Origin of the sequence: Amycolatopsis sp. lyj-112, assembly GCF_046549055.1 — a bacterium.
Lineage (GTDB): Bacteria > Actinomycetota > Actinomycetes > Mycobacteriales > Pseudonocardiaceae > Amycolatopsis.
Genome location: NZ_JAJPWS010000007.1, coordinates 196047 through 216050 on the forward strand (window position 1 = coordinate 196047; position 20004 = coordinate 216050).

Here is a 20004-nt window from a genome sequence, read left to right on the forward strand (position 1 = left end):
CCCCTTACCCCTTCGGAAGTTTCGGTACGACGATGTCCGCGACCTTCTCGGCGATCCCGCAGGCCTTCGCCGGGTCGGTCGACACGATGACGACGTCCACCCGCGAGCCGGCGCCCGCCTCGAGCGCGATCAGGCAGTTCGTCGGCGGCGTCGGGACCTGGACCGCCTTGCGGCCCTGCACCTCGCCGGTGGTCTTGCCGTTGCCGGCGTCGGCGACGCTGTCGAGCCCCTGCGTGTCGCGGATGCCGACGCTGACGGTCAGCGATTCCTCGCTCGCGGTGGCCTTGTCCTTCGGGATCGTGCAGGTGCGGGCGCCGCCGTCGTCACCGGGCACGGGCGCCTTGAACGATCCGTACGACGCCAGGTCGGCCGCGGTGACGAGCGAACACGGGTCGAGCGACGCGGTGTCCCCTCCCCCGGTGGCGGGCGAGGAACTCGGCTGGGAACTCGACGACCCGGACTGAGCCGGTGACGAGGGCGCGGCGCTGGGTGTGCCCGGCTTCTCACTGGAGCAGGCGGCGAGCATCAGGGCGGCCGCGGCGAGCGGGAGCGCGTAAAGCTTCTTCATCGTCCTCAAGCCTGAATCGTCTTCGTGGCGTCGACGGCGCGGTTCTCGACGTCCTTGTAGAGCCCGGCGGCGCGAGCGAGCGCCTCGTCGGCGTCCTTGACCACCGTGGCGAACTGGTCGAGCACCACGGAGGCGGACCCGGCGGCCTCGGAGGCGCCCTTCTGGTCGTGCGCCGCCACGGCCTTGCCGTACGGGTGCCCGCCCAGCTGCGGGGCCTGCGAAAGGTGCACCGTCTTCGCCTTGAGCGTGTCGAGGTGTTCGGACATGTCCGCCAGCGCCTTGCGGAGCGGCTCGACGCCCTTCTCGGTGATCTTGAAGCCACCGTTCTTGGCGGCCGAGACCAGCTTCTGGGTCTCGGCACTGACCTGGGCGATCGCGGCCTGATTCAGGCCGCCCGCCTCCACGTAGTTGGCTGCCGCGCCCACCGCCGCACCGATCGAGAAGTTCGGTGCCGCCTGTCCGCCGTCCGCTTCGAAAGCCATCGCCCGCCCCACTGCATCGTCAACGTCTCGCCCGTGCGTATCCGCCTGGCAGTCTACTAGCCGAGTACTCAGTGCGACGGTGATTCACCGATCACCGAAGACTTCGCCGGAACTGTGACGAAACGGGCGTCATTTCGGTTCCGCTCGGCTCAGAACTGACCTTCGAGCTGGGCGTACAGCTGCTGCGCTATCCGGGCGTTGTCGGCCGGAGCGTAGGTCAGCCAGCTTTGCCCGTCGGCGGCCTGGCGCGAGGTCATCATGTACCGGCCCGCTTCGGTGTCGAACCACGCGAGCGGCGGGAACACCTGGCCGCGGCGGATCAGCACGCTGAACTGGCCCACCCGCGTCTTCGGTTTCTCGAAGATCCGCTCCACCTGCCGGACCTGCGGGGTCGACCCGTGCGAACGCGGCCCGCTGACCCCGGCGAAGGGGTCGTACGCGTCGTCGCTTCGAGGGCGCTTCGGCACGTTGACCGGCTTCGCGATGGTGACCGACGCGCCGGGACCCGCCGGAGTGAGCGGCAGCAGATCGACGATCGCCGCCACGATCGCGGTCGGCCTGGTCTCCTCGAACACGAGCAGGTTCTCGTCCTGGCGCACCACGACGGCGAACTGGCCGTTCGACGCCGACCGCGCGAACAACTGCTTGTCCTTGTCCATCTGCGCGACCGCCCAGACGGCGACCTGCGGATTGACGAACGTCGCGAGCGCGAGTTCGACGTCGGCGTCGAGCCGTCCGCCGCGCATCAGGCCACGGCCTTCGAGATCACGGAAGACGGCCTGGCGCACCATCGCGCGCTGGTCGATCGTGGTGCCGATATGCGGGATGTCGAACGGAACCGGAGCCGGCCCGAACCGTCCGTGTTCGAGCAGGATGTCCACCGCCGCCAACGACAGCGAGAACGAATGCGGCATCGCGATTTCCCCCTGCTGGTGTCATGTCTTCGGGATGAACGTAGTCCACTCACCCGGTACGCCCGCAGCGAACCCGCTTGCCCGGTGACGATCAACGCTGGTGCCATGGGTTCATGGCAGACCAGAAACCCGCGCTCGTACTCCACCTCGCCGCCGGAGGCGAACCTCTGCTCTTCGCGCTTTCGCCGGAGGAATCCGAGCGAGTGAGCAAGGATCTTTCCCACTTCGTCCGCACCGGTTCGGTGCAGACCGTGCAGACCACGGACGACTCCACCGTCGCGATCAACTTCTCGCACGTCGCCGCCGCCTACATCGACGACCTGAACCGCAAGAACAAGGTGTTCGGCCTCCACTAGGCCCGGGAGAAGAGCTCCAGCAGCCCGGACTTGATCTCCGGGCGGCCGGCGGCGACCAGCAGGAAGGTCGCTTCCCGGACGAGCCGCTGGGGGTGTCGTCCGGCCAGCACCGACGTGCTGCCGTTGGCCGCGACCAGGGCGCCCGCGGCGCGGAAGGCGAGTTCGGCACCCGCCGCGCGGGCACCGGGCAGGGACGGCGGATCGGCGAGGCCCGCGTCGAGGCGAGCGTGGACGGCGTCGATCTCCGTCCTCGGTGTCGCCCTCGCGAGCGCAGAGCTGGAGCAGGTCGATGATGCCCCAGCCGCTGACGAACGGGGCTTCGCCGTCGAGCAGGTAACCGCCCTCGACGCGCTCCGCGCGCAGCCTGGGCGGGGTCGGGATCACCGCGGCGAACGCGGCGCCCGCCTTGAGTTCGCCGCGGATCAGCGCCGGAAGGTACCGCTCGCGCAGGTCGGCGCGGTCGCTCATGGAGAGCCCGGCGACCAGGCCGTGATGCTGGACCCAGGTGAACATCGTGCTGAGGCAGCCGCCGGCAGGGCTTCGAGGACGCCGGTGATCGTGGGCAGGTCGATGCCGGGGCCGCCGACCTCCTGGGGAGCGGCGAGGCCGTAGAAGCCTTCGGCGGCGAGAGCGTCGAAGTGGCTCGAAGGGACTTCGCCCTTACTTCGCCTCGCCGTGGGGGACCTCCGGATGCTATGAACGGCCCGTTACTTGCAAATTTTGCAAGTAACGGGCCGTTCATAGCACTGCCTACAGCTCGTACAGGCGCTTCCAGTTGTCGCGCGAGGTGAGCTCGGGCATGGAGCGCTTGTACTGCTCCTGCACCGCGGCACCTTCCTTGCGCAGCCGCTGGATCGTCTTCGCACCCTTGCGGGCGAGCTCGAACATCTTCACGCGGTCGTACGAGCGGACCCGCACGCCTTCCTGCGAAGCGTCGGTGACGACGGCGGTGTCGAAGGTCGCGACGTGCCACCAGTGGGCCTCGTCGATCGGGATCGCGCCGAGCGAGTGACGGCTGCGGCCGAGCACCCGGTCGAGGATCCGCTTGATCAGCACCAGGCGCTGCATGCTGGGCCGCGGCGCGCTGTTGATGATGCCGATGTCGTTCGACGCGATGCCCGGGACGTCGGTGGCCTTGTGCCGCTTGGTCTCGGGGTACTCGTCGCGGATCCGGCGGATCTCCTTCATCGCGGCGACGCCGCCGTCACGCAGGACCTCCGGCCCCTCGAGGAAGTCCTCGACGGCCTTGATCAGCGTGGCGGACAGGCCGTACTGCATGCCGAGCAGGTACCGGACCAGCTGCGCGATGAGCACACGCGAGAGCAGGTTCAGGTTGAACGGCGAGTGCAGCGCGGCGGTGATGATCGAGTTCCGCAGGTTGAAGTAGCGGTGCCACTCGTCCCAGTCCTTCCAGTGGAAGTCGGCGTGCCAGACGCCGGCGCCCGGAAGGGTGACCGTGGGGAAGCCGTGCTCACGGGCGCGGTAGCTGTACTCCGCGTCGTCCCACTGGAAGAAGAACGGCAGCGGGTAGCCCGTGGCCTTGACGACCTCGTAGGGGATCAGGCACGACCACCAGCCGTTGTACCCGGCGTCGAGGCGGCGTTCCTGGCGGTTCGGCTTGAGGGTCTCCTCGTCGACGCCGAGCAGGTCGGCGGTCGAGAGCGAGTGCGTGACCGGCTGGCCGGGCTCCAGGGTGTTCAGCCGGGCGTACTCCGCGCCGACGTGCAGCTGGTTCGGGTGCAGCAGGTTCAGCATCTGCCCGCCGACGATGACCGGGTTGACCGTGCGGTTGGAGAACGCGGTCATCCGGATCACCAGGTCCGGCTCGAGCAGCACGTCGTCGTCCATGAACAGGACGTTCGCGTGCTCGGTCTCGGTGTGCCCGGCGACCTCGTACAGGCCGCGGGTGAAGCCGCCGGCGCCGCCGAGGTTCGGCTGCTTGATGTAGTGCAGCTTGTCGCCGAGGTCCTTCGCGACCTGCTCGAAGCCGTCACGCGACTCGACGAGGTCGTTGCCCTGGTCGGCGACGTAGATCGCGTCGAGGGTCTCCAGCGAGGAGACGTCGGCGGCGAGCGCCTGAAGGTTCGACAGGCAGTCGTCGGCGCGGTTCATCGTGCAGATGGTCACCGCGGTCGGGCGGATCTTCTCCGGCGCTTCGACCGTCCAGCGGACGCCCTCGACCTGCAGGTTCTGGCCGCCCTCGGTCTCGAGGTCGAGCCAGAGCCCACCGCCGTCGTAGAACTTGTCGAGCTTCGCGGTGAGCGTCACCTTCTGCTGCTTCGCACCCGCGACGACCTTGGCGGCGACGATACGGGCGTCGCCCTCGACGTCGGAGGCGCCGACGGACAGCTGGCCGTCACCGGTCACGACGGCCTCGACCGCGACCTCGGTCACGTCGGTCCAGCGCTGCCAGTAGCTGGCGGGGAAGCGCCCGAAGTAGGTGTTGCCGGAAACCTTCGACGCCGGTTCGAGGCTGATGCCCGCGCGGTCGCGCACGGCACTGCCCCATTCGAGCTCGGCGTAGAGGTCCTTGCTGACGATGGGGGCCGGGCCGGCGTAGAGCCCGCGCTGCGCGGTGAGACGGCCTTGCGGGGTGCGTTCCGCGAAGCGGGTGTCGTCGACAGTGCTCACCACGGCGCTCGGGGCCTGTCCGGTGACGGCGGCTTTACCGGGCATGAATCCTCAGTTCTCCTCTGTGCTGGTCACGGTCGGGCCGGTGACGGTGGCGCGGGGCTCACGGAAGACGACCCACTTGAGCATGACGAAATTGATCACGGTCGCGGTTGCCTGCGAAACGACCCAACCGAGTGTGGACTTCCAAGCCGACTCTGGCAGGACATGCAGCATCGTGCGATTGACGCCGACGGCGACGAGGAACGTCACGGCGTACAGGAGGATGAAGCCACCGATCTGGCGCGCGCCCTCCTGGCGTCCACCGGCGAAGGTGAACTTGCGGTTCAGGAAGAAGGCGGTGGTGGTGCCGACGATGAAGCTGAGCGCCCTGGCGATGTCCACCCACGGCGTCGCGTCCATTCCGAGAGCACGCAGCCCCTGGTAGACGCCGAAGTCGACGATGGCGCAGAAGCCACCGATGAGGCCGAAGCGGATGAGCTGTCCGAGCAGCCCAGGAGAGGACGGCGATGCTGCCGTCGCGCCGGCTTGCGGGTCGGTCGCCACCACTGCTCTACCTCATAAACTGCCGGGTCTGGTGTCCAAAGTGTAGAAGCGGCCACTTCAGGGTCACGTTCCGGGCAGTGTTCGGCGTGGTTACCCTGGTCGGCGTGACCCAAGCACCCAAGACACAGCGACAGTCGCTCATGGGCTGGGCAAGGACGTCGCCGAGTATCGCGGACGTCCTGAGCACGCCCGACGTGGAAACCATCGCCCGCGCGGTGACGCAGGCCGGGGAACGCGGGGTCATCGCGCGCGGCCTCGGCCGGTCCTACGGAGACCCCGCGCAGAACGCCGGTGGCCTGGTCGTCGACATGACCGCGCTGGACCGCATCCACTCGATCGACCCGGATTCCGGCATCGTCGACCTGGACGCCGGGGTGAGCCTCGACAAGCTGATGCGCGAGGCGCTGCCCTACGGCCTGTGGGTCCCGGTGCTGCCGGGCACGCGCCAGGTGACCATCGGCGGCGCGATCGCGAACGACATCCACGGCAAGAACCACCACTCCGCGGGCAGCTTCGGCAACCACGTGGTGTCGATGGACCTGGTCACCGCGGACGGCCAGGTGCGCACGATCACGCCGGACGGCCCCGACTCGGAGCTGTTCTGGGCGACCGTGGCGGGGATCGGCCTGACCGGCATCATCGTCCGGGCCCGGGTCCGGATGACGAAGACCGAGACGGCGTACTTCAAGGCCGACCTCGAGCGCACCTCGAACCTCGACGAGACCCTCGAGCTGGTCAGCAACGGCTCCGACGACAAGTACACCTACTCGTCGGCGTGGTTCGACACGATCTCGACCGGCCCGAAGATGGGCCGCGCCGCCTTCGGCCGCGGCTCGCTGGCGAAGCTCGACGAGCTGCCCCCGAAGCTGCGTTCCGACCCGCTGAAGTTCGACGCGCCGCAGCTGGTGACGCTGCCCGACGTGTTCCCGAACGGCCTGGCGAACAAGCTCACGTTCGGCTCGATCGGGGAGCTGTACTACCGCAAGACGCCGAAGAAGGCCCTGGACAAGATCCAGAACCTGACGGCGTTCTACCACCCGCTCGACCTGTTCGGCGAGTGGAACCGGGCCTACGGGTCCAAGGGTTTCCTGCAGTACCAGTTCAGCACGCCGCTGAACGCGCACGAGCCGCTGCGCCGCATCATCCAGAAGGTCGCCGACTCCGGGCACGTGTCGTTCCTCAACGTGTTCAAGCGGATGGGCGAGGGCAACGCGGCGGCGCTGTCGTTCCCGCACCCAGGCTGGATGATCTGCCTCGACTTCCCGATCAAGGACGGGCTGAGCCGGTTCTGCCAGGAACTCGACGAAGACGTGCTCGCGCTCGGCGGGCGCCTGTACACGGCGAAGGACTCGCGGACCTCCGCGGAGAACTTCGCGAAGATGTACCCGCGGCTCGAGGAATGGCGCAAGGTCCGCGCTTCCGTTGACCCCGAAGGCGTTTTCGCCTCTGACATGTCCCGAAGGTTGGAACTGTGATCGACGCTGTGGGCAACCCCCAGTCCCTGCTCCTGCTCGGCGGTACCTCCGACATCGCACTCGCGATCGCGGAGAAGTACCTCGCCGAGCGTCCGCTGCGAGTCGTGCTGGCCGGCCGTCAGTCGCCTCGCCTCGACGCCGCGGCCCAGCGACTGAAGGACAAAGGCGCCGAGGTGTCCACTGTGGACTTCGACGCGAAGGCCACGGACACCCATCCGGCCGTGCTGGACAAGGCCTTCGAGGGCGGCGACATCGACGTCACCGTCGTCGCGTTCGGTCTGCTCGGCGACCAGGAAGAGCTGTGGCAGGACCACGCGAAGGCCGTCGAAGCGGCGACCGTGAACTACACGGCCGCGGTGTCGGTGGGTGTCGCGCTGTCGAACAAGCTCAAGAAGCAGGGCCACGGCAAGGTCATCGCGCTGTCCTCGGTCGCCGGTGAGCGGGTCCGCCGCTCGAACTTCGTCTACGGGTCCTCCAAGGCCGGTTTCGACGGCTTCTACCTCGGCCTCGGCGAGGCCCTGTCCGAGTTCGGCGTGCAGATCACCGTCGTCCGCTCGGGCCAGGTCCGGACCAAGATGACCGAGGGCCTCAAGGACGCCCCCCTGACGGTGGACGCCGCGCAGGTCGCCGAGACCTCGATCAACGCCTCGCGCGCCGGTAAGGAACTGGTGTGGTCGCCCGCGCCGTTCCGTCTGGTGATGTCGGCCCTGCGGCACGTTCCGCGACCGATTTTCCGGAAACTGCCGATCTAGGGAACGGCCTCGCTACTCCCTTCGTCTCACCCGGCGCACGGATAGGGAAGGGTCCCCCTTCCGTCCCCGGGTTGAGAGGAATCGATGGCTGACCAGGAAGCCAGGCTCGACGCGGCCATCCGGTCGTTTCAAGAGCAGGCCGCCAAAGCCGCGGAGCTGAAGGACAAGATCGCCGGGCTGCGCGGATCCGCGCGCAACGCCGACGGCTCGGTGACGGTCAGCGTCGCCCCGTCGGGTGCGCTGCTGGGACTCCAGCTGTCCCCCAAGGCGATGAACCGCACGCATACCGCGCTGCAGCAGGAAATCCTGACCGCGATCAGAGAAGCGACGCAGCAGGCGGCCGCCGCGATGCAGCAGACCGTCGAGCCGATTCTCGGCGACCGCGCGGAACAGTTCAAAGAGGCGTTCAACGCCCACGTCGAACCGCTCGGGCCGAGCGCTCCCCCGCCCGCGGAATCCCTCGCCGCCCCGGTTTCGGCCGTCCAGCAGCCCGTCCGGACTCAGCGTCCGGCACGTCCGGCCGACACCGAAGAAGAGGACTTCGGCGGCCCGATCCTGCGGAGGGACTCGTGACCGGCTTCGGCGTCCAGACGGACGCGCTCACCGCGCACGCGACAGGGTCCAAAGAGGCCTCGGGGAACTTCGGCAGCCTCGCGAGCCTGCTGGAGCAGGCCAGGGTCTCCGACGACTGCTTCGGCCCGCTCGGCGAGCTGATGGCGTTCAAGTACTTCGACGGTCTGCAGGAATGCCAGGACCTCGCCGAGCAGGCGAAGTCCTTCATGGACCAGATCGCCGACAAGACCACCACCGCGGCGAAGACCTACCTCGAGCACAACCAGGGCACCGCCGAGGCCATCACCGGCCTCGGCACCGGGCTGGACGACGGCGGCGGCGGCCCCGGCAGCCTCAATGACCTCAACAGCGCGGGTGACGCGGGCCGCAAGGGGTTCTGGGAGCAGAACGGCGGCTACGGCAGCTCGTGGATCAGCACGTCGTCCGACGTCTCCCGGGCGACCAGCCCGCCGGACGTCGCCATCGCGGCCGTGCACGCGCGGATGGACCAGCTCCAGCTCGTGATGAGCCCCGGACAGTCCTTTTTGGACAACGGACTCGGCTTCCTGATCGGGATCGTGATCAGCCCGCTGGTCGAACTGGTGCTGGAACCGGCGATCGGCGACCCCGAGCAGATGCGCAGCACCGCCAAGGGCTGGGAACAGACGGCGAAGTGGCTCGACGGTGTCGCCGAGCACGAACAGAAGCGGGCCGACGCCACCAAGGAGCCCTGGAAGGGCGACGCCGGCGAGGCGTTCCGCACCCAGATGACCGACTTTTCGGGCGGGGCCAAGGCCTTCGCGAACGACGTGCGCGGGCTGCAGCAGATCCTGGAGATCGCCGCGGACCTGTTCGACGCGTTCGTCGAGATCGTCATCGACATCATTCAGGAACTGGTGATGGGCCTGATCATCGAGTGGCTGGCCGCGCTGGCCGCCTCGTGGATCACGGCGGGCGCCTCGGTCGGCGCGGCGGGCGCGGCGACGGCCGGCCAGGTCGCGGTGACCGGCGGTCGGCTCGGGATGAAGGTCAAGCAGCTGCTGGGCAAGCTCAAGCCGCTGATCGACAAACTCGAAGATATCCTGAAGATGCTCCGCAACGGCCCGCTGAAGAAGGTCGTCGAGCGCGCCGAGGGCCTGCGTGACGGCAACTGGCTGCAGAAGCGGCTCGCCGACCAGATCGACAAGAACCCGCTGGCCAAGATCGTCACGAAGGCCAACCCGGTGACGGGTGCCTCCAAGACCGCCAACAAGTTCGCGGACCGGTACGGCGTCGGCGGCGAAGGCTCGGACGCGCTCACCACGAACCTCACCGAAGCCGGGCTGCGGGCGATGGGCATGAGCGGGACGACCAGCGTCGGCAAGGCCGCCTTCCGCGGCAGTGCCGGTAACCTGGCCGAACTGGGCGTCGAGCAGGGCGTCAAGGCGGGCTACAACGAGTCGCAGGATTCGTCGTCCGAAGAAGAGCGCCGCGCGGCGACCGACAGAGGGTTCACGATCGAAGAATGAATCTCGGCTACCCGCTCGGGGCCGCGTCGCAGGCCCTGCCCTCGCTGCACCCGGGCGAACGGTTGCTGTGGGCCGCGTACGGCCGGACGGTGAACTACGACGTACGCGGCCTCGATCCGTGGGGTGTGCCGAAGAAGAGCGTCCTGGGCAAACTCGGCTCGGGCGCGGCGAACTTCGCCGGCGACGTGGTCGGCGCGGCACTGGGCGGGGGCGACGACAGCGGGTCGTCGAATCCGCTGTCACCGCAGGTCATCGTGCTCGGCGAGCAGGGCGGCCTGGCGCATACGGCGGTGCGCGAACTGCCGGCGAGCGGCTCGCCGTCCCGGCTGTGGGCACTGACCAGCACGCGGCTTCTGGTGCTGGAGAGATTCGTCCCGCCTGAGCCGGAGAACGCCTCGGAGAAGTCGTTCATGGCGAAGGCGATCGGCTTCGGCAAGGGCGTGGTGAAAACCGGCAAGGACATAGCCGCGATCATGACCACGAAGACCTATGGCGAGAACACCGAAGGCGTCCCGATCGCGACGCATCGGATGGTCGTGGCCGTCGAGGTGGCGCGCGAGCGGATCGGCGGGTTCGCGGTGGCGGAACACGGCAAGAAGCGGGTCCCCCGCCTTCGAGCGTCCTTTGTGGACGGATCGGGACTGGACTTTCTGTTCGACTGCGACGATCCCCAGCAGTTCGCTTGGCTGCATTCGAAGACGGTGAGCTGATGGAGAACACGCTGCCGATGGCGAAATCCGTCGACGAGGTCGTCGAACGGGAACTCCACCAGTTCTGGCTCGCGCCCGGCGAACGCCTGATCATCGGCTGCCCGCCCGCGCACGGACACACGGCGCTTTCACTGGACGGCAAGCTCTCGCTGCCCTATGTGGCTTCCCGGGAAACCCCTGTCGTAACAGGGAAACCACGCTGGCCCTTGCCTGCCGACGATGTTCTCGAGGACGACTGGACCGACGACCCGACGATCGCCCACCTGGTCGTCGCGCGGTCTCCGGACCAGATCGCCGTACGGATCGCGGACCACCTCGCCGGCGGTCGCGGCGAGGCCAGGCTGACGCTGTCCGACCGGCGGCTGGCCGTCGTGTACCCGGCTCGCCTGCTGGAAGGCGAGGATCCCGCCCAGCCTTTCCGGACGTTCGACGAGATGCCGTCGGCGGTGGTGCGTTCGGTGTCCGCGCTCTACCTGGGCCGCAGTTTCCCGCCGCGACCGGTCCTTCAGTTCGCCTTCGCCGACGGCTCTTTCGTCTTCCAACGCGACATGCTGGCCGTCACCAAGGCCGCCCGCGCCCACTCGCGACTCTGACCCCCGCGATTAGTCCTCTAGTTGCGGGGGTTCACTAAGCTGAGGGCATGGGGAGGCGGCTCGAAACGCATCAGGGCAGGCATCTCTTCGGCCAGGACCCCGAGTCGTACGACGCCGGAAGACCCGGCTACCCCGAGCGCGTCTACGAGATCCTCACGAAAGACTGCGGCCTCAAGCCCGGCGCGCGAGTCGTCGAGATCGGGCCGGCGACCGGCCTCGTCACGGCACGCCTGGTCGCCGCGAAGGCGGTGGTCACCGCCGTCGAACCCAGCGCACCCCTCGCCGGCTTCCTCCGGGACGCGCACCCGAGCCGGTCCCTCGAAGTCGTCACGGCACCCTTCGAAGAAGCCGAGCTTCCGGACGCCGCCTTCGATCTCGCCGTCGCCGCCACGTCGTTCCACTGGGTCGATCCCGCCATCGGGACCGCGAAGCTGAGGCGAATCGTCGAACCGGGCGGGTCCGTGGCGCTCTGGTGGATGATGTTCGAGGACCCCGCCCGGCCGCACGAGTTCGACACGGCCGCCGAGGAGATCCTCGGGATGTCGCCGGGGACCGTGATGGATCCCGGCGGACCGCCGTTCCAGCTCGACGTCGACGCGCACCGCGAATACCTGACCGCGGCGGGTTTCACCGGGTTCGGCAGTGAGGTGATCCGTTCCGAACTGCGGATGGACGCCGCGCGGCTGCGCACCTTGTACGCCTCGATGGCGCTCGTGCTGAGCCAGCCGCCCGAAGAACGGTCGCGGCTGCTCGACGCGATCGAAAACCTGGTCCACCAACGGTTCGGCGGCGAAGTGGTCCGCCCGTTCGTGACGGGGTTCTATCGCGCCCGAAACCCTTAACGGGCGGGTAGCAGGTAGAGGTTCTGCTTGCCCATGCCCATCCACGGCGTGCTGATCGTCCAGGCGGCGAGCGCGTTCGCCGGCGGCACCTTTCCGCCGGCAGTGAGGATCAAATCCGGTGTCGCGGGCGGGACGCTGTGGTCGAAGAACCGGAAGTTGGCTTCCAGCAAGGCCTTCCCGAGGTCGCTGCTGCGGCTCTTCGTCTCCAGGATCGCCGGGTCGACCGAGCCGCGGTCGGAGAACTGGTCGACGATGTCGCAATCGCAGGCATAGGCGAGCGCGCCGACCTCGCCGGCGCTTTCCACCTTGCGTCCCTGGGTCAGCGCGGCCAGTTGCGCGCCGATCTGGCGGTACTCGTCGGTCGAGGCGTGGTTGCTGGTGATCGGCGCGAACCGGCGCGGGAGCTCGGGGGCCGCGTAGGCGACGATGCCCACGACGAGGAAGACACCGGCGAGCGCGCCGGCACCGAGGCGGGCGCGGCCGGGAATGGCGCAGACTCCGGCGGCCAGGAAGACCGTCGCGCCGATGATGCTCGGGGCGTAATACCAGTGATACGGCGGGACGTTGAGCCAGCAGTACGCCAGATAGTGCGCCGCACCGGCGATCGCCAGCGTCGCGAACGGCAGCAAACGCTTCGCCAGATCCGAATCGCGGCGGTAATGAAATGTCCACAGTAGACCGGCCAGCCCGCCGATCACCAGTGGCAGAAAGGAAAGCGTTGCCGCGACGGGGAAGTTCTGCAGGTACAGCAGCGGCCCGTTGGTGAAACTGAACGTCCCCCACGAGCGCTGCATGATCTTGACGACCAGTGTGTCCGGCACCGCCGACCCGAGCACCAGCCAGCTGAACACGAACCACGGCAGCATCACCGCGAGCGCGGCGAACGTCATGCGCCAGATGCCGGCCCAGAACTCGCGGCGGGCGAGGAACAGGACGAACGCGATGAGCAGCAGGTCGATCCGGATCAGCGCGATCAGGCCGATCACCGCACCCGCCGCGGCGGGACGTCGCTCGCGCAGGAAGACCATCAGCCAGATGACGGCCGCTCCGCCGAGCGCGACTTCGAGCCCGACCGACGAGAGCAGCAGCGGGTTCACCAGCAGCAGGCCGACGGCGAGCGGGGCGAATCCGGCGGAGAGACCGGTCGCGGCGCCGAGTCTGCGGAGACCGAGCGCGAAGGCCACCTGACTCGCGACGAAGACGATTCCGGCGGCGAAGATGGCGTCGCGGACGATGAAGGTGACGAACCCCAGCAGGAGGACGTTCAGCGGTGACGTCGCGGTGTTGGCGGTGCCGTCCTCGATGAGGCCCCAATGGCCGTGGAAGGCGAGGTTCTTCGCATACGACAGCGTGATGTAGGTGTCGTCGATCAAATGCCCACTGACCAGCGTGAACACCAGTGCCGAAGCCACCGCCGCCCCGGCGGGCACCAGCCAGGGGCGGGCCAGGAAGGCGGTCACCGGCAGCGCACCGGGGGCCTTGGGCAGTTCAGCGGAGGCGCTTCGCATCACGAACACCGTACACGGTGCCGTGATGATTCCGTTATCTACCGTCCGTGGGACTGATCACGGAAGTCGCGATGCGGGCCACGCGCGTCCGGGCCGCCTCGGTGTTCACGGGAGATCCCGGGCCGGTCGCCGTGCCTGTCGCCGTCCCGCGAGGCCAGGCCGACGGCGGTGCCGATGACCCCGCCGCCGAGGATGAACCCGATCAGGCCGACCCCGACCAGGTGCGTCGCGCGGTGCCCGGCGAAGCGGCGGAATCCGCCCTTCCTGGGCGGCGCCTGCTGCACGGGTGCGGCCGCCGCCGGAGGAGGCGCGGCTTCGTTCTGCACGGTCTCGTTCTGCACGGTCTCGTTCTTCGCGGTCTCGTCGGCGGCCACCGCGGGCTGCTCGACCGTTTTGTCCTCATCGCCGGACGGCCGCTGCGGGTCAGTCATCTGTCGCTCCTAGGTAGAGGGAAGCGGGTGCATTACCCGCTCCCCTCACCGAGGATGCGTGTCCAACCTGTGGATCCGCTGTGCCGGACCTGTCGAAATCAGAGATAGAACGACAGGAACAGCGTGATGACCCAGCTCGCGCCGAGCACCTGGAGCACGCGGTCCTTGAGCGCGATCTCCTCCGGCTCGCCCGCGTTGCCGCCGTCGACGTCGACGGCGTAGCGCAGCACGGCGACCACGAACGGGACCATCGAGACGACCGCCCAGACCGAGTTGTGCTCGATCTGACGGATCTCGAACGCCCACAGGCAGTACGACATGATCAGGATCGCCGCGGACGTCGCCCAGACGAAGCGCAGGTAGCTCGCCGAGTACTTCTTCAGCGAAGACCGGATCTTCGCCCCTGTCCGCTCGAAGAGCATGATCTCGGCGTAGCGCTTGCCCGCCACCATGAACAGCGAGCCGAACGCGGTGACCAGCAGGAACCACTGCGACATCGCGATACCGGCGGCCACACCACCGGCGATCGACCGCATCAGGAAGCCCGAGCCGACGATGGCCAGGTCGACCACCGGCTGGTGCTTGAGCCCGAAGCAGTAGCCGAGCTGGACTGCCTCGTACACCGCCAGCACGACAGCGAGCTGCCAGCTGGCGAAGAACGAGATGCCGAGGCCGACGGCGAAGAACACCACCGCCGAGACGTAGGCCACCGGGACCGGCACGATCCCGGCCGCGATCGGCCGGTTCCGCTTGGTCGGGTGCGCCTTGTCCGCCTCGACGTCGACAGCGTCGTTGATGAGATAGACCGAGGAGGCCACCAGTGAGAACGCCGCGAAGGCGATCAGTGCGGCGATCAGCAGGCCGGACCGGTCCGTCGACTTGGAGAAAGCGAAGAACGGTGCGGCGAACACCAGCACGTTCTTCACCCACTGGCGTGGGCGTGCCGTCTTGATGATGCCGCCGACGAGACCGCCGGCGATCTTCTTCGGTGCGGCGGCCCCGGCCGAGGGATCTGCGTCGTCAGGCTTGGAATCGGCCTTCTCGGTCGTTTCACTCATCGTCGCTTCAGCTTCCTACGTATCAGACCGCCGACGAGGCCCCCCAGGGCTGCTCCGGCCAGAACGTCAGTCGGGTAATGGACGCCGAGCACGAGCCTCGAAGCCAGCATCGGCGGTACCAGTGCCGGGACCAGGTTACGCCCGGTCAATCCGGAGTAGAGCACCGCCGCCGCCGTCGTGGAGGTCGCGTGCGAGGACGGGAAGCTGAGCTTGCTCGGTGTCCCGACCAGGACCTCGACGCTCGGGTGGTCCGGTCGCGGCCGCCTGACCACGCGTTTCACCGCGATCGACGCGGCGTGCGCGCCGACCACCCCGACCGCCGCGATCAGCCAGTCCTTGCGGCGCTTCTTGTCCACCGCGGCCCCGACGAGACCCAGCGCGAACCATCCCGCGCTGTGCTCGCCGAAATGCGAAAGACCCCGTGCCGCCTTGACCGTGACGTCGCTCTTCAGGACGCCCTGTGCCTTCGCGAGTACAGCCACCTCACCGGTGGGAGCGCCCTTCTCAAGCATCGATGGACCCGTCGAGAGGCGCGCCATCGGTCAGGTGCGGCGCGATCTTGTTGTCGAACGCCGTAAGCGCCGCGCCGATCGCCATGTGCATGTCGAGGTACTTGTAGGTACCGAGACGGCCGCCGAACAGGACGTTCTTTTCCTTCGCCTCGGCCTTCGCCAGCTCGCGGTAGCGCTCGAGCTTCTCGCGGTTCTCCGGGGTGTTGATCGGGTAGTACGGCTCGTCGTCTTCCTTCGCGAACCGCGAGAACTCGCGGACGATGACCGTCTTGTCCTTCGGGTAGTCCCGCTCCGGGTGGAAGTGGCGGAACTCGAGGATGCGGGTGTACGGGACCTCTTCGTCGTTGTAGTTCACGACGGGGGCACCCTGGTAGTCGCTGGTGGCGACGACTTCCTGCTCGAAGTCCAGCGTGCGCCAGCCCAGACGGCCTTCGGAGTAGTCGAAGTAGTGGTCGAGCGGTCCGGTGTAGACCGTCGGCGTGCCGGCGGGGATGTGCTCGCGGACGTCGAAGTAGTCGACGTTCAGGCGGACATCGATGTTCTCGTGGTCGGCCATCTTCTTCAGCCACGCGGTGTAGCCGTCGACCGGCAGGCCCTCGAAGCTGTCGTTGAAGTACCGGTTGTCGAAGGTGTAGCGCACCGGCAGGCGGCTGATGATCGACTCGTCCAATTCCTTGGGGTCGGTCTGCCACTGCTTGGCGGTGTAGCCCTTGACGAACGCCTCGTACAGCGGGCGCCCGATCAGGGAGATGCCCTTGTCCTCGAGGTTCTGCACGTCCGCGCTGTCGACCTCGGCCGACTGCTCGGCGATGAGCGCACGCGCCTCGTCGGGGGTGTGGGACTTGCCGAAGAACTGGTTGATCAGCGCCAGGTTCATCGGGAACGAGTAGACCTGGTCCTTGACCCGCGCGAACACGCGGTGCTGGTAGCCGGTGAACTCGGTGAAGCGGTTGACGTACTCCCACACCCGCTTGTTCGAGGTGTGGAACAGGTGCGCACCGTAACGGTGCACCTCGATCCCGGTCTCGGGCTCGGCCTCGGAGTAGGCGTTGCCACCGATGTGGTGCCGCCGTTCCAGCACGAGGACCTTCTTGTTGAGCTGCTCAGCGGCCCTTTCGGCCACGGTCAGCCCGTAGAACCCGGACCCGACCACGATGAGGTCGTAGCCCGCGAAATCGGCATCAGTAATCTTGTCGGGGTTCGTGTGCGCGCTCACGGGCGTCGAGGGTACGCACGTCACCTCCGTGCCCTGCATCGAGCACCGGTTTTCACCTTCGACACACTTAGGAACGAGTGCCTACTCCGGACACCTTCTGGTCGTACCTCGGTGCGACCGTCACCTACCTGGCCGTGCTGGCGATCCCCGGCGGCGTCGTCGGCCGGGCCGCCGGCCTGCGCGGCTGGGCCTTGGCGGGGCTGGCCCCGCTGTTGTCCTACACGGTAACCGGACTGGCCGGTCCGTGGCTGGCGCTCGCGGGCGTGTCGTACAACCCCCTGACCGTGGCGGCCGTCACGGCCGTGCTCGCCGGAGTGGGCTTCGGCCTCAGAAGGCTCGGCAAGAGCCGCGGCTGGATCAAATCGGGCGCCGAGGAGCCGCCGACGAAGTGGCACCCGCGCGCGCACTACGCCGTCGCGGGCTGTGTGGCGCTGGCCGTCGGGATCTCGATCCTCGTGGTGCTCTCGGCCCGAGGCGGGACGACGGCGGTGTTCCAGCGCTGGGACACCGTGTTCCACGCGAACGGCATCCGCTACATCGCCGAGTCCGGCGACGGCTCGCTGACCGGCATGGGCACCATCAACTGGTACCCGGACGGCTCGTTCTACCCGAACGCGTACCACCTGGTCGGCTCGCTCGTGTACTCGATCTCGGGCACGACCATCCCGGTCACGCTGAACGCGATCACGATGCCGGTCGCCGGGATCTTCGCGCTGTCGATGGTCGCCATGATCCGCCAGCTCGGCGGGCGGGCGGTGTTCGCCGGCTGCACCGCCTTGGTGGCCGCCGCGGCCACCACCGGCGCGTACGAGTCGGTGTCCAGCGGGCTGCTGCCGTTCGCGCTGGGGATCGTGCTGACGCCGCTGGCCGTGGTCGCGCTGGCCAGGTTCCTCGCGCGGCCGGGCCTCGACACCGGGTTCGTGCTCGCGCTGAGCGCGGTCGGGCTGCTCGCGGCGCATTCGTCCGCGTTGTTCGGCGCGCTGCTGTTCGCCTTCCCGCTGGTGATCCAGCGCTGGTACCGCGCGCTGCGGCGCAAACCGCTCGACGGCGTCCCGGAGGGCCGCGGCGCGCTGTGGATCATCGGCGGCGACGTGGTCAAGATGGTGCCGGTGATGGTCGCCAGCGCGGTGCTCGCGGCACCGCACATCCTGGGCGCGCTGAAGTTCACGTCCGGCTCGTACCCGTACTACGCCTGGGGCTCACAGCTGCCGATAGAGAAGTCGCTGGCGCTGCTGGTGACCTTCCGGCAGGTGCTGAGCGCGCCGCAGGTGTGGCTGACGGTGCTGCTGGCCATCGGCGTGCTGAGCCTGTTCAAACTCGGCCGGATGCGCTGGATCGGGCTCGCGGCGCTGGGCTTCTCCGCGCTGTTCGTGATGGTCGCCTCGTTCGGCGCCGAGCCGTGGGTGATCGCGCTGTCGCGGCCGTGGTGGAACGACCGGTACCGGCTGATGGCGCTCGCCGCGATCCCGCTGTGCCTGCTGGCCGGGCACGGGATGGCGGAACTGCAGCGCTGGTTCGCGAAGTGGGCGAGCGGGCGGTCCTGGGTGAAGAGCCGCCCCGCGCTGCCCGCCCGGCTGGGCCTCGCGACGGCGGTGTTCGTCGTGGCCGCGTCGGCCATCCTGACCAAGGGCTTCTACACCGAGTCGAACGCGCACGCGGTGTCGTTCCTGTACTACAACGGCCCCGAGGGCGAAGTCGTCCCGCCGGTCAGCGCCGACGAGCTCACCGCGATGAACGAACTGGCCAAGATGAACGTCGGACCGGACGAGAAGGTGCTCAACGAGCGGTTCGACGGGACCGCCTGGCTGTACGCGCTCACCGGCATCCACCCGGTCGCCGGGCACTACGACCCGGGCGTGCCGCCCCCGGACGCGAAGTACCTGGCGCTGCACTTCCGGGACTACGACACCGACCCCGAGGTCCAGGCGGCGGTTCAGCGGCTGAACATCAAGCACGTGCTGATCGGGAGCACGCCGATCAAGATCGGCGAGCAGCCGGCGCCGGGACTGCGGAACCTGGACGGGCTGAACTTCCTGCGCAAGGACTACAGCAATCCGGGCGCGACGATCTACACCCTGACGCGCTGAACTTCGAGAGTGTCATGAAAGGGTCTTTCAGGACGTTTTTCGTCCTGAAAGACCCTTTCATGACATCCGGAACACTCAACGAGCCGCAACCAGCGCGCGACAAAAATAAAGGCTCGCGTGGTCGCGGACTGCCCCTGCCGCGACCACGCGAGCCTTAGTCCCCCATTCACCCCCGGGGTGACCCATGAGGGGCAGCCGTCGAACGGCCACACCCACTCGCTGTACTCATCCCTCAGACGAAGATTAGGCGGATCCGGTTTACCGGACCGCCCAACGTCACCCGTTCGGACTAAGAGTTTCTTCCCTGAAGTACCGGGAGTACGTCCGTGGCGACCTCTTCGAGCGTCGACTCGCGGCCGACGTACCAGTCGCTGGAGCGCGGCCAGTGCGTGACGATGTCGGTGAAGCCGAGTTCCCCGGCCCGTCCGGCGGCGTCGGTGAAGGCGCCGACGCTGGACAGGGAGAAGACCGGCGCCGCGTCGAGGCTCAGGTAGCGCTGCACGCTCGTCTTGTCCCGGCCGACGGCTTCCATCCGCTCTTCGAAGGTCTTCACGAGTTCCGCGACGCCCTTCCACCACTCGTCCTGGGTGTCGGCCTTCTTGCCGGTGGTGGCCCAGCCCGCGCCGAACCGCGCGGCGAGCGTCATCGTGCGCGGGCCGTTCGCGGCGACCACGAACGGCAGCCGCGGCCGCTGGACGCAGCCGGGCAGGTTCCGGGCGCCCTTGGCCCGGTAGTGCTCGCCCTCGAAGTCGAAGCCGTCGGTCATCAGCAGGCCGTCCAGCGCTTCGACGAACTCGGCGAACCGGTCCGTGCGCTGCTTGAGCGACAGTTCGGGGCCGTCGAGGACGGCGGCGTCGTAGTTGGTCTGCGGCACACCGGCGCCGACGCCGAGGATGAACCGGCCGTCGGAGACGTCGTCGAGGGTGATCAGCTCACGGGTGAACGGCACGGGGTGCCGGGCGACCGGCGACGCGACGAAGGTGCCGAGCCTGATCCGCGACGTGACCATGGCGGCCGCCGTCAACGTGGGCATCGCGCTGAACCACGGGCCGTCGACCAGCGTCCGCCAGCCGAGATGGTCGTACGTCCAAGCGTGGTCGAAGCCGTATTCCTCGGCGGCCCGCCATTTCGGCTCGGCCGCCCACCAACGATCTTCCGGAAGGATCACGATGCCTACGCGCACCCCCGGAAGGTATCGGTGCTCGACGACACTTCGCCCGATGGGCGGATGTTCGGGGACAATGTCACGGTGGAGAAACCCCT

Annotated in this window: 21 protein-coding genes; 9 read left to right on the forward strand and 12 right to left on the reverse strand. The window is 68.2% G+C overall.

Annotated elements, in window-relative coordinates; genetic code table 11:
- Window positions 1–4: 4 nt before the first annotated feature.
- From ACLJRL_RS23980 to ACLJRL_RS23990, 3 genes are all read right to left on the reverse strand, one after another.
- A complete protein-coding gene (locus ACLJRL_RS23980; protein ID WP_410658494.1) occupies window positions 5–568 on the reverse strand; it encodes a DUF3558 family protein in 564 nt (187 codons plus the stop codon).
- A 5-nt stretch (window positions 569–573) separates the two neighbouring features.
- Entirely contained in the window at window positions 574–1050 is a 477-nt protein-coding gene (locus ACLJRL_RS23985) for a hypothetical protein (protein ID WP_410658495.1), read from the reverse strand.
- Between the two features lie 149 nt (window positions 1051–1199).
- Window positions 1200–1964, reverse strand: coding sequence for an ESX secretion-associated protein EspG (locus tag ACLJRL_RS23990; RefSeq protein ID WP_410658496.1), 765 nt, complete (start codon window positions 1962–1964; stop codon window positions 1200–1202).
- A gap of 113 nt (window positions 1965–2077) precedes the next feature.
- On the opposite strand from ACLJRL_RS23990, the gene ACLJRL_RS23995 reads away from it, so the two are divergent.
- Window positions 2078–2320, forward strand: a complete 243-nt coding sequence (locus ACLJRL_RS23995; RefSeq protein WP_410658497.1) for a hypothetical protein — start codon at window positions 2078–2080, stop codon at window positions 2318–2320.
- Between the two features lie 464 nt (window positions 2321–2784).
- On the opposite strand, the gene ACLJRL_RS24000 is transcribed toward ACLJRL_RS23995, so the two are convergent.
- The 3 genes from ACLJRL_RS24000 to ACLJRL_RS24010 are packed head-to-tail and all read right to left on the reverse strand — an operon-like array spanning window position 2785 to window position 5500.
- Window positions 2785–3012: an acyl-CoA dehydrogenase family protein gene (locus tag ACLJRL_RS24000; protein WP_410658700.1), complete on the reverse strand. Its 228-nt coding sequence runs from the start codon at window positions 3010–3012 to the stop codon at window positions 2785–2787.
- Window positions 3013–3070: 58 nt separating this feature from the next.
- A complete protein-coding gene (locus ACLJRL_RS24005; RefSeq protein ID WP_410658498.1) occupies window positions 3071–4996 on the reverse strand; it encodes a glycosyltransferase in 1926 nt (641 codons plus the stop codon).
- A 6-nt stretch (window positions 4997–5002) separates the two neighbouring features.
- Window positions 5003–5500 carry a GtrA family protein gene (locus tag ACLJRL_RS24010; RefSeq protein WP_410658499.1) on the reverse strand — a complete coding sequence of 166 codons (498 nt, stop codon included), beginning with the start codon at window positions 5498–5500 and terminating at the stop codon, window positions 5003–5005.
- A 101-nt stretch (window positions 5501–5601) separates the two neighbouring features.
- On the opposite strand from ACLJRL_RS24010, the gene ACLJRL_RS24015 reads away from it, so the two are divergent.
- From ACLJRL_RS24015 to ACLJRL_RS24045, 7 genes are all read left to right on the forward strand, one after another.
- The gene (locus ACLJRL_RS24015; RefSeq protein WP_410658500.1) at window positions 5602–6972 is read left to right on the forward strand and encodes an FAD-binding protein; all 1371 of its coding nucleotides are present in this window, start codon (window positions 5602–5604) and stop codon (window positions 6970–6972) included.
- Window positions 6969–7724, forward strand: coding sequence for a decaprenylphospho-beta-D-erythro-pentofuranosid-2-ulose 2-reductase (locus tag ACLJRL_RS24020; protein ID WP_410658501.1), 756 nt, complete (start codon window positions 6969–6971; stop codon window positions 7722–7724). The genes ACLJRL_RS24015 and ACLJRL_RS24020 overlap by 4 nt, the downstream gene beginning before the upstream one ends.
- An 84-nt stretch (window positions 7725–7808) precedes the next feature.
- On the forward strand, window positions 7809–8297 hold the full coding sequence (locus ACLJRL_RS24025) for a YbaB/EbfC family nucleoid-associated protein (protein WP_410658502.1): 489 nt from the start codon (window positions 7809–7811) through the stop codon (window positions 8295–8297).
- A complete protein-coding gene (locus tag ACLJRL_RS24030) occupies window positions 8294–9784 on the forward strand; it encodes a WXG100 family type VII secretion target (protein ID WP_410658503.1) in 1491 nt (496 codons plus the stop codon). The genes ACLJRL_RS24025 and ACLJRL_RS24030 overlap by 4 nt, the downstream gene beginning before the upstream one ends.
- Window positions 9781–10494 carry a hypothetical protein gene (locus ACLJRL_RS24035; RefSeq protein WP_410658504.1) on the forward strand — a complete coding sequence of 238 codons (714 nt, stop codon included), beginning with the start codon at window positions 9781–9783 and terminating at the stop codon, window positions 10492–10494. Before ACLJRL_RS24030 ends, ACLJRL_RS24035 begins: the two co-directional genes overlap by 4 nt.
- Window positions 10467–11087, forward strand: coding sequence for a hypothetical protein (locus ACLJRL_RS24040; protein ID WP_410658505.1), 621 nt, complete (start codon window positions 10467–10469; stop codon window positions 11085–11087). The genes ACLJRL_RS24035 and ACLJRL_RS24040 overlap by 28 nt, the downstream gene beginning before the upstream one ends.
- A gap of 47 nt (window positions 11088–11134) precedes the next feature.
- Window positions 11135–11929 (forward strand): class I SAM-dependent methyltransferase, encoded by a 795-nt coding sequence (locus ACLJRL_RS24045; protein WP_410658506.1) that lies wholly within the window; start codon window positions 11135–11137, stop codon window positions 11927–11929.
- On the opposite strand, the gene ACLJRL_RS24050 is transcribed toward ACLJRL_RS24045, so the two are convergent.
- The 5 genes from ACLJRL_RS24050 to glf form a co-directional block, all read right to left on the reverse strand.
- Window positions 11926–13437 carry a hypothetical protein gene (locus ACLJRL_RS24050; protein ID WP_410658507.1) on the reverse strand — a complete coding sequence of 504 codons (1512 nt, stop codon included), beginning with the start codon at window positions 13435–13437 and terminating at the stop codon, window positions 11926–11928. The two genes, ACLJRL_RS24045 and ACLJRL_RS24050, sit on opposite strands and share 4 nt — an antisense overlap.
- A 38-nt stretch (window positions 13438–13475) precedes the next feature.
- On the reverse strand, window positions 13476–13868 hold the full coding sequence (locus ACLJRL_RS24055) for a hypothetical protein (RefSeq protein ID WP_410658508.1): 393 nt from the start codon (window positions 13866–13868) through the stop codon (window positions 13476–13478).
- Window positions 13869–13966: 98 nt separating this feature from the next.
- Window positions 13967–14926 (reverse strand): decaprenyl-phosphate phosphoribosyltransferase, encoded by a 960-nt coding sequence (locus ACLJRL_RS24060; RefSeq protein ID WP_410658509.1) that lies wholly within the window; start codon window positions 14924–14926, stop codon window positions 13967–13969.
- Window positions 14923–15438, reverse strand: coding sequence for a phosphatase PAP2 family protein (locus ACLJRL_RS24065; protein ID WP_410658510.1), 516 nt, complete (start codon window positions 15436–15438; stop codon window positions 14923–14925). Before ACLJRL_RS24065 ends, ACLJRL_RS24060 begins: the two co-directional genes overlap by 4 nt.
- Entirely contained in the window at window positions 15431–16654 is a 1224-nt protein-coding gene (gene glf / locus ACLJRL_RS24070; protein ID WP_410658511.1) for a UDP-galactopyranose mutase, read from the reverse strand. Before glf ends, ACLJRL_RS24065 begins: the two co-directional genes overlap by 8 nt.
- 77 nt (window positions 16655–16731) lie before the next feature.
- Between glf and ACLJRL_RS24075 the strand changes: the two genes are divergently transcribed.
- Complete coding sequence (locus ACLJRL_RS24075; protein ID WP_410658512.1) at window positions 16732–18741, forward strand: DUF6541 family protein; 2010 nt, start codon at window positions 16732–16734, stop codon at window positions 18739–18741.
- Window positions 18742–19030: 289 nt separating this feature from the next.
- Here the strand turns inward: ACLJRL_RS24075 and ACLJRL_RS24080 are convergent, their stop codons facing one another.
- Complete coding sequence (locus ACLJRL_RS24080; protein ID WP_410658513.1) at window positions 19031–19924, reverse strand: LLM class flavin-dependent oxidoreductase; 894 nt, start codon at window positions 19922–19924, stop codon at window positions 19031–19033.
- Window positions 19925–20004 lie beyond the last annotated feature (80 nt).

Coding starts and splice junctions, on each gene's coding strand:
- ACLJRL_RS23980 (WP_410658494.1), bottom strand. CDS start 568: ATGAAGAAGCTTTACGCGCTCCCGCTCGCCGCGGCCGCCCTGATGCTC.
- ACLJRL_RS23985 (WP_410658495.1), bottom strand. CDS start 1,050: ATGGCTTTCGAAGCGGACGGCGGACAGGCGGCACCGAACTTCTCGATC.
- ACLJRL_RS23990 (WP_410658496.1), bottom strand. CDS start 1,964: ATGCCGCATTCGTTCTCGCTGTCGTTGGCGGCGGTGGACATCCTGCTC.
- ACLJRL_RS23995 (WP_410658497.1), top strand. CDS start 2,078: ATGGCAGACCAGAAACCCGCGCTCGTACTCCACCTCGCCGCCGGAGGC.
- ACLJRL_RS24005 (WP_410658498.1), bottom strand. CDS start 4,996: ATGCCCGGTAAAGCCGCCGTCACCGGACAGGCCCCGAGCGCCGTGGTG.
- ACLJRL_RS24025 (WP_410658502.1), top strand. CDS start 7,809: ATGGCTGACCAGGAAGCCAGGCTCGACGCGGCCATCCGGTCGTTTCAA.
- ACLJRL_RS24035 (WP_410658504.1), top strand. CDS start 9,781: ATGAATCTCGGCTACCCGCTCGGGGCCGCGTCGCAGGCCCTGCCCTCG.
- ACLJRL_RS24045 (WP_410658506.1), top strand. CDS start 11,135: ATGGGGAGGCGGCTCGAAACGCATCAGGGCAGGCATCTCTTCGGCCAG.
- ACLJRL_RS24050 (WP_410658507.1), bottom strand. CDS start 13,437: ATGCGAAGCGCCTCCGCTGAACTGCCCAAGGCCCCCGGTGCGCTGCCG.
- ACLJRL_RS24055 (WP_410658508.1), bottom strand. CDS start 13,868: ATGACTGACCCGCAGCGGCCGTCCGGCGATGAGGACAAAACGGTCGAG.
- ACLJRL_RS24060 (WP_410658509.1), bottom strand. CDS start 14,926: ATGAGTGAAACGACCGAGAAGGCCGATTCCAAGCCTGACGACGCAGAT.
- ACLJRL_RS24065 (WP_410658510.1), bottom strand. CDS start 15,438: ATGCTTGAGAAGGGCGCTCCCACCGGTGAGGTGGCTGTACTCGCGAAG.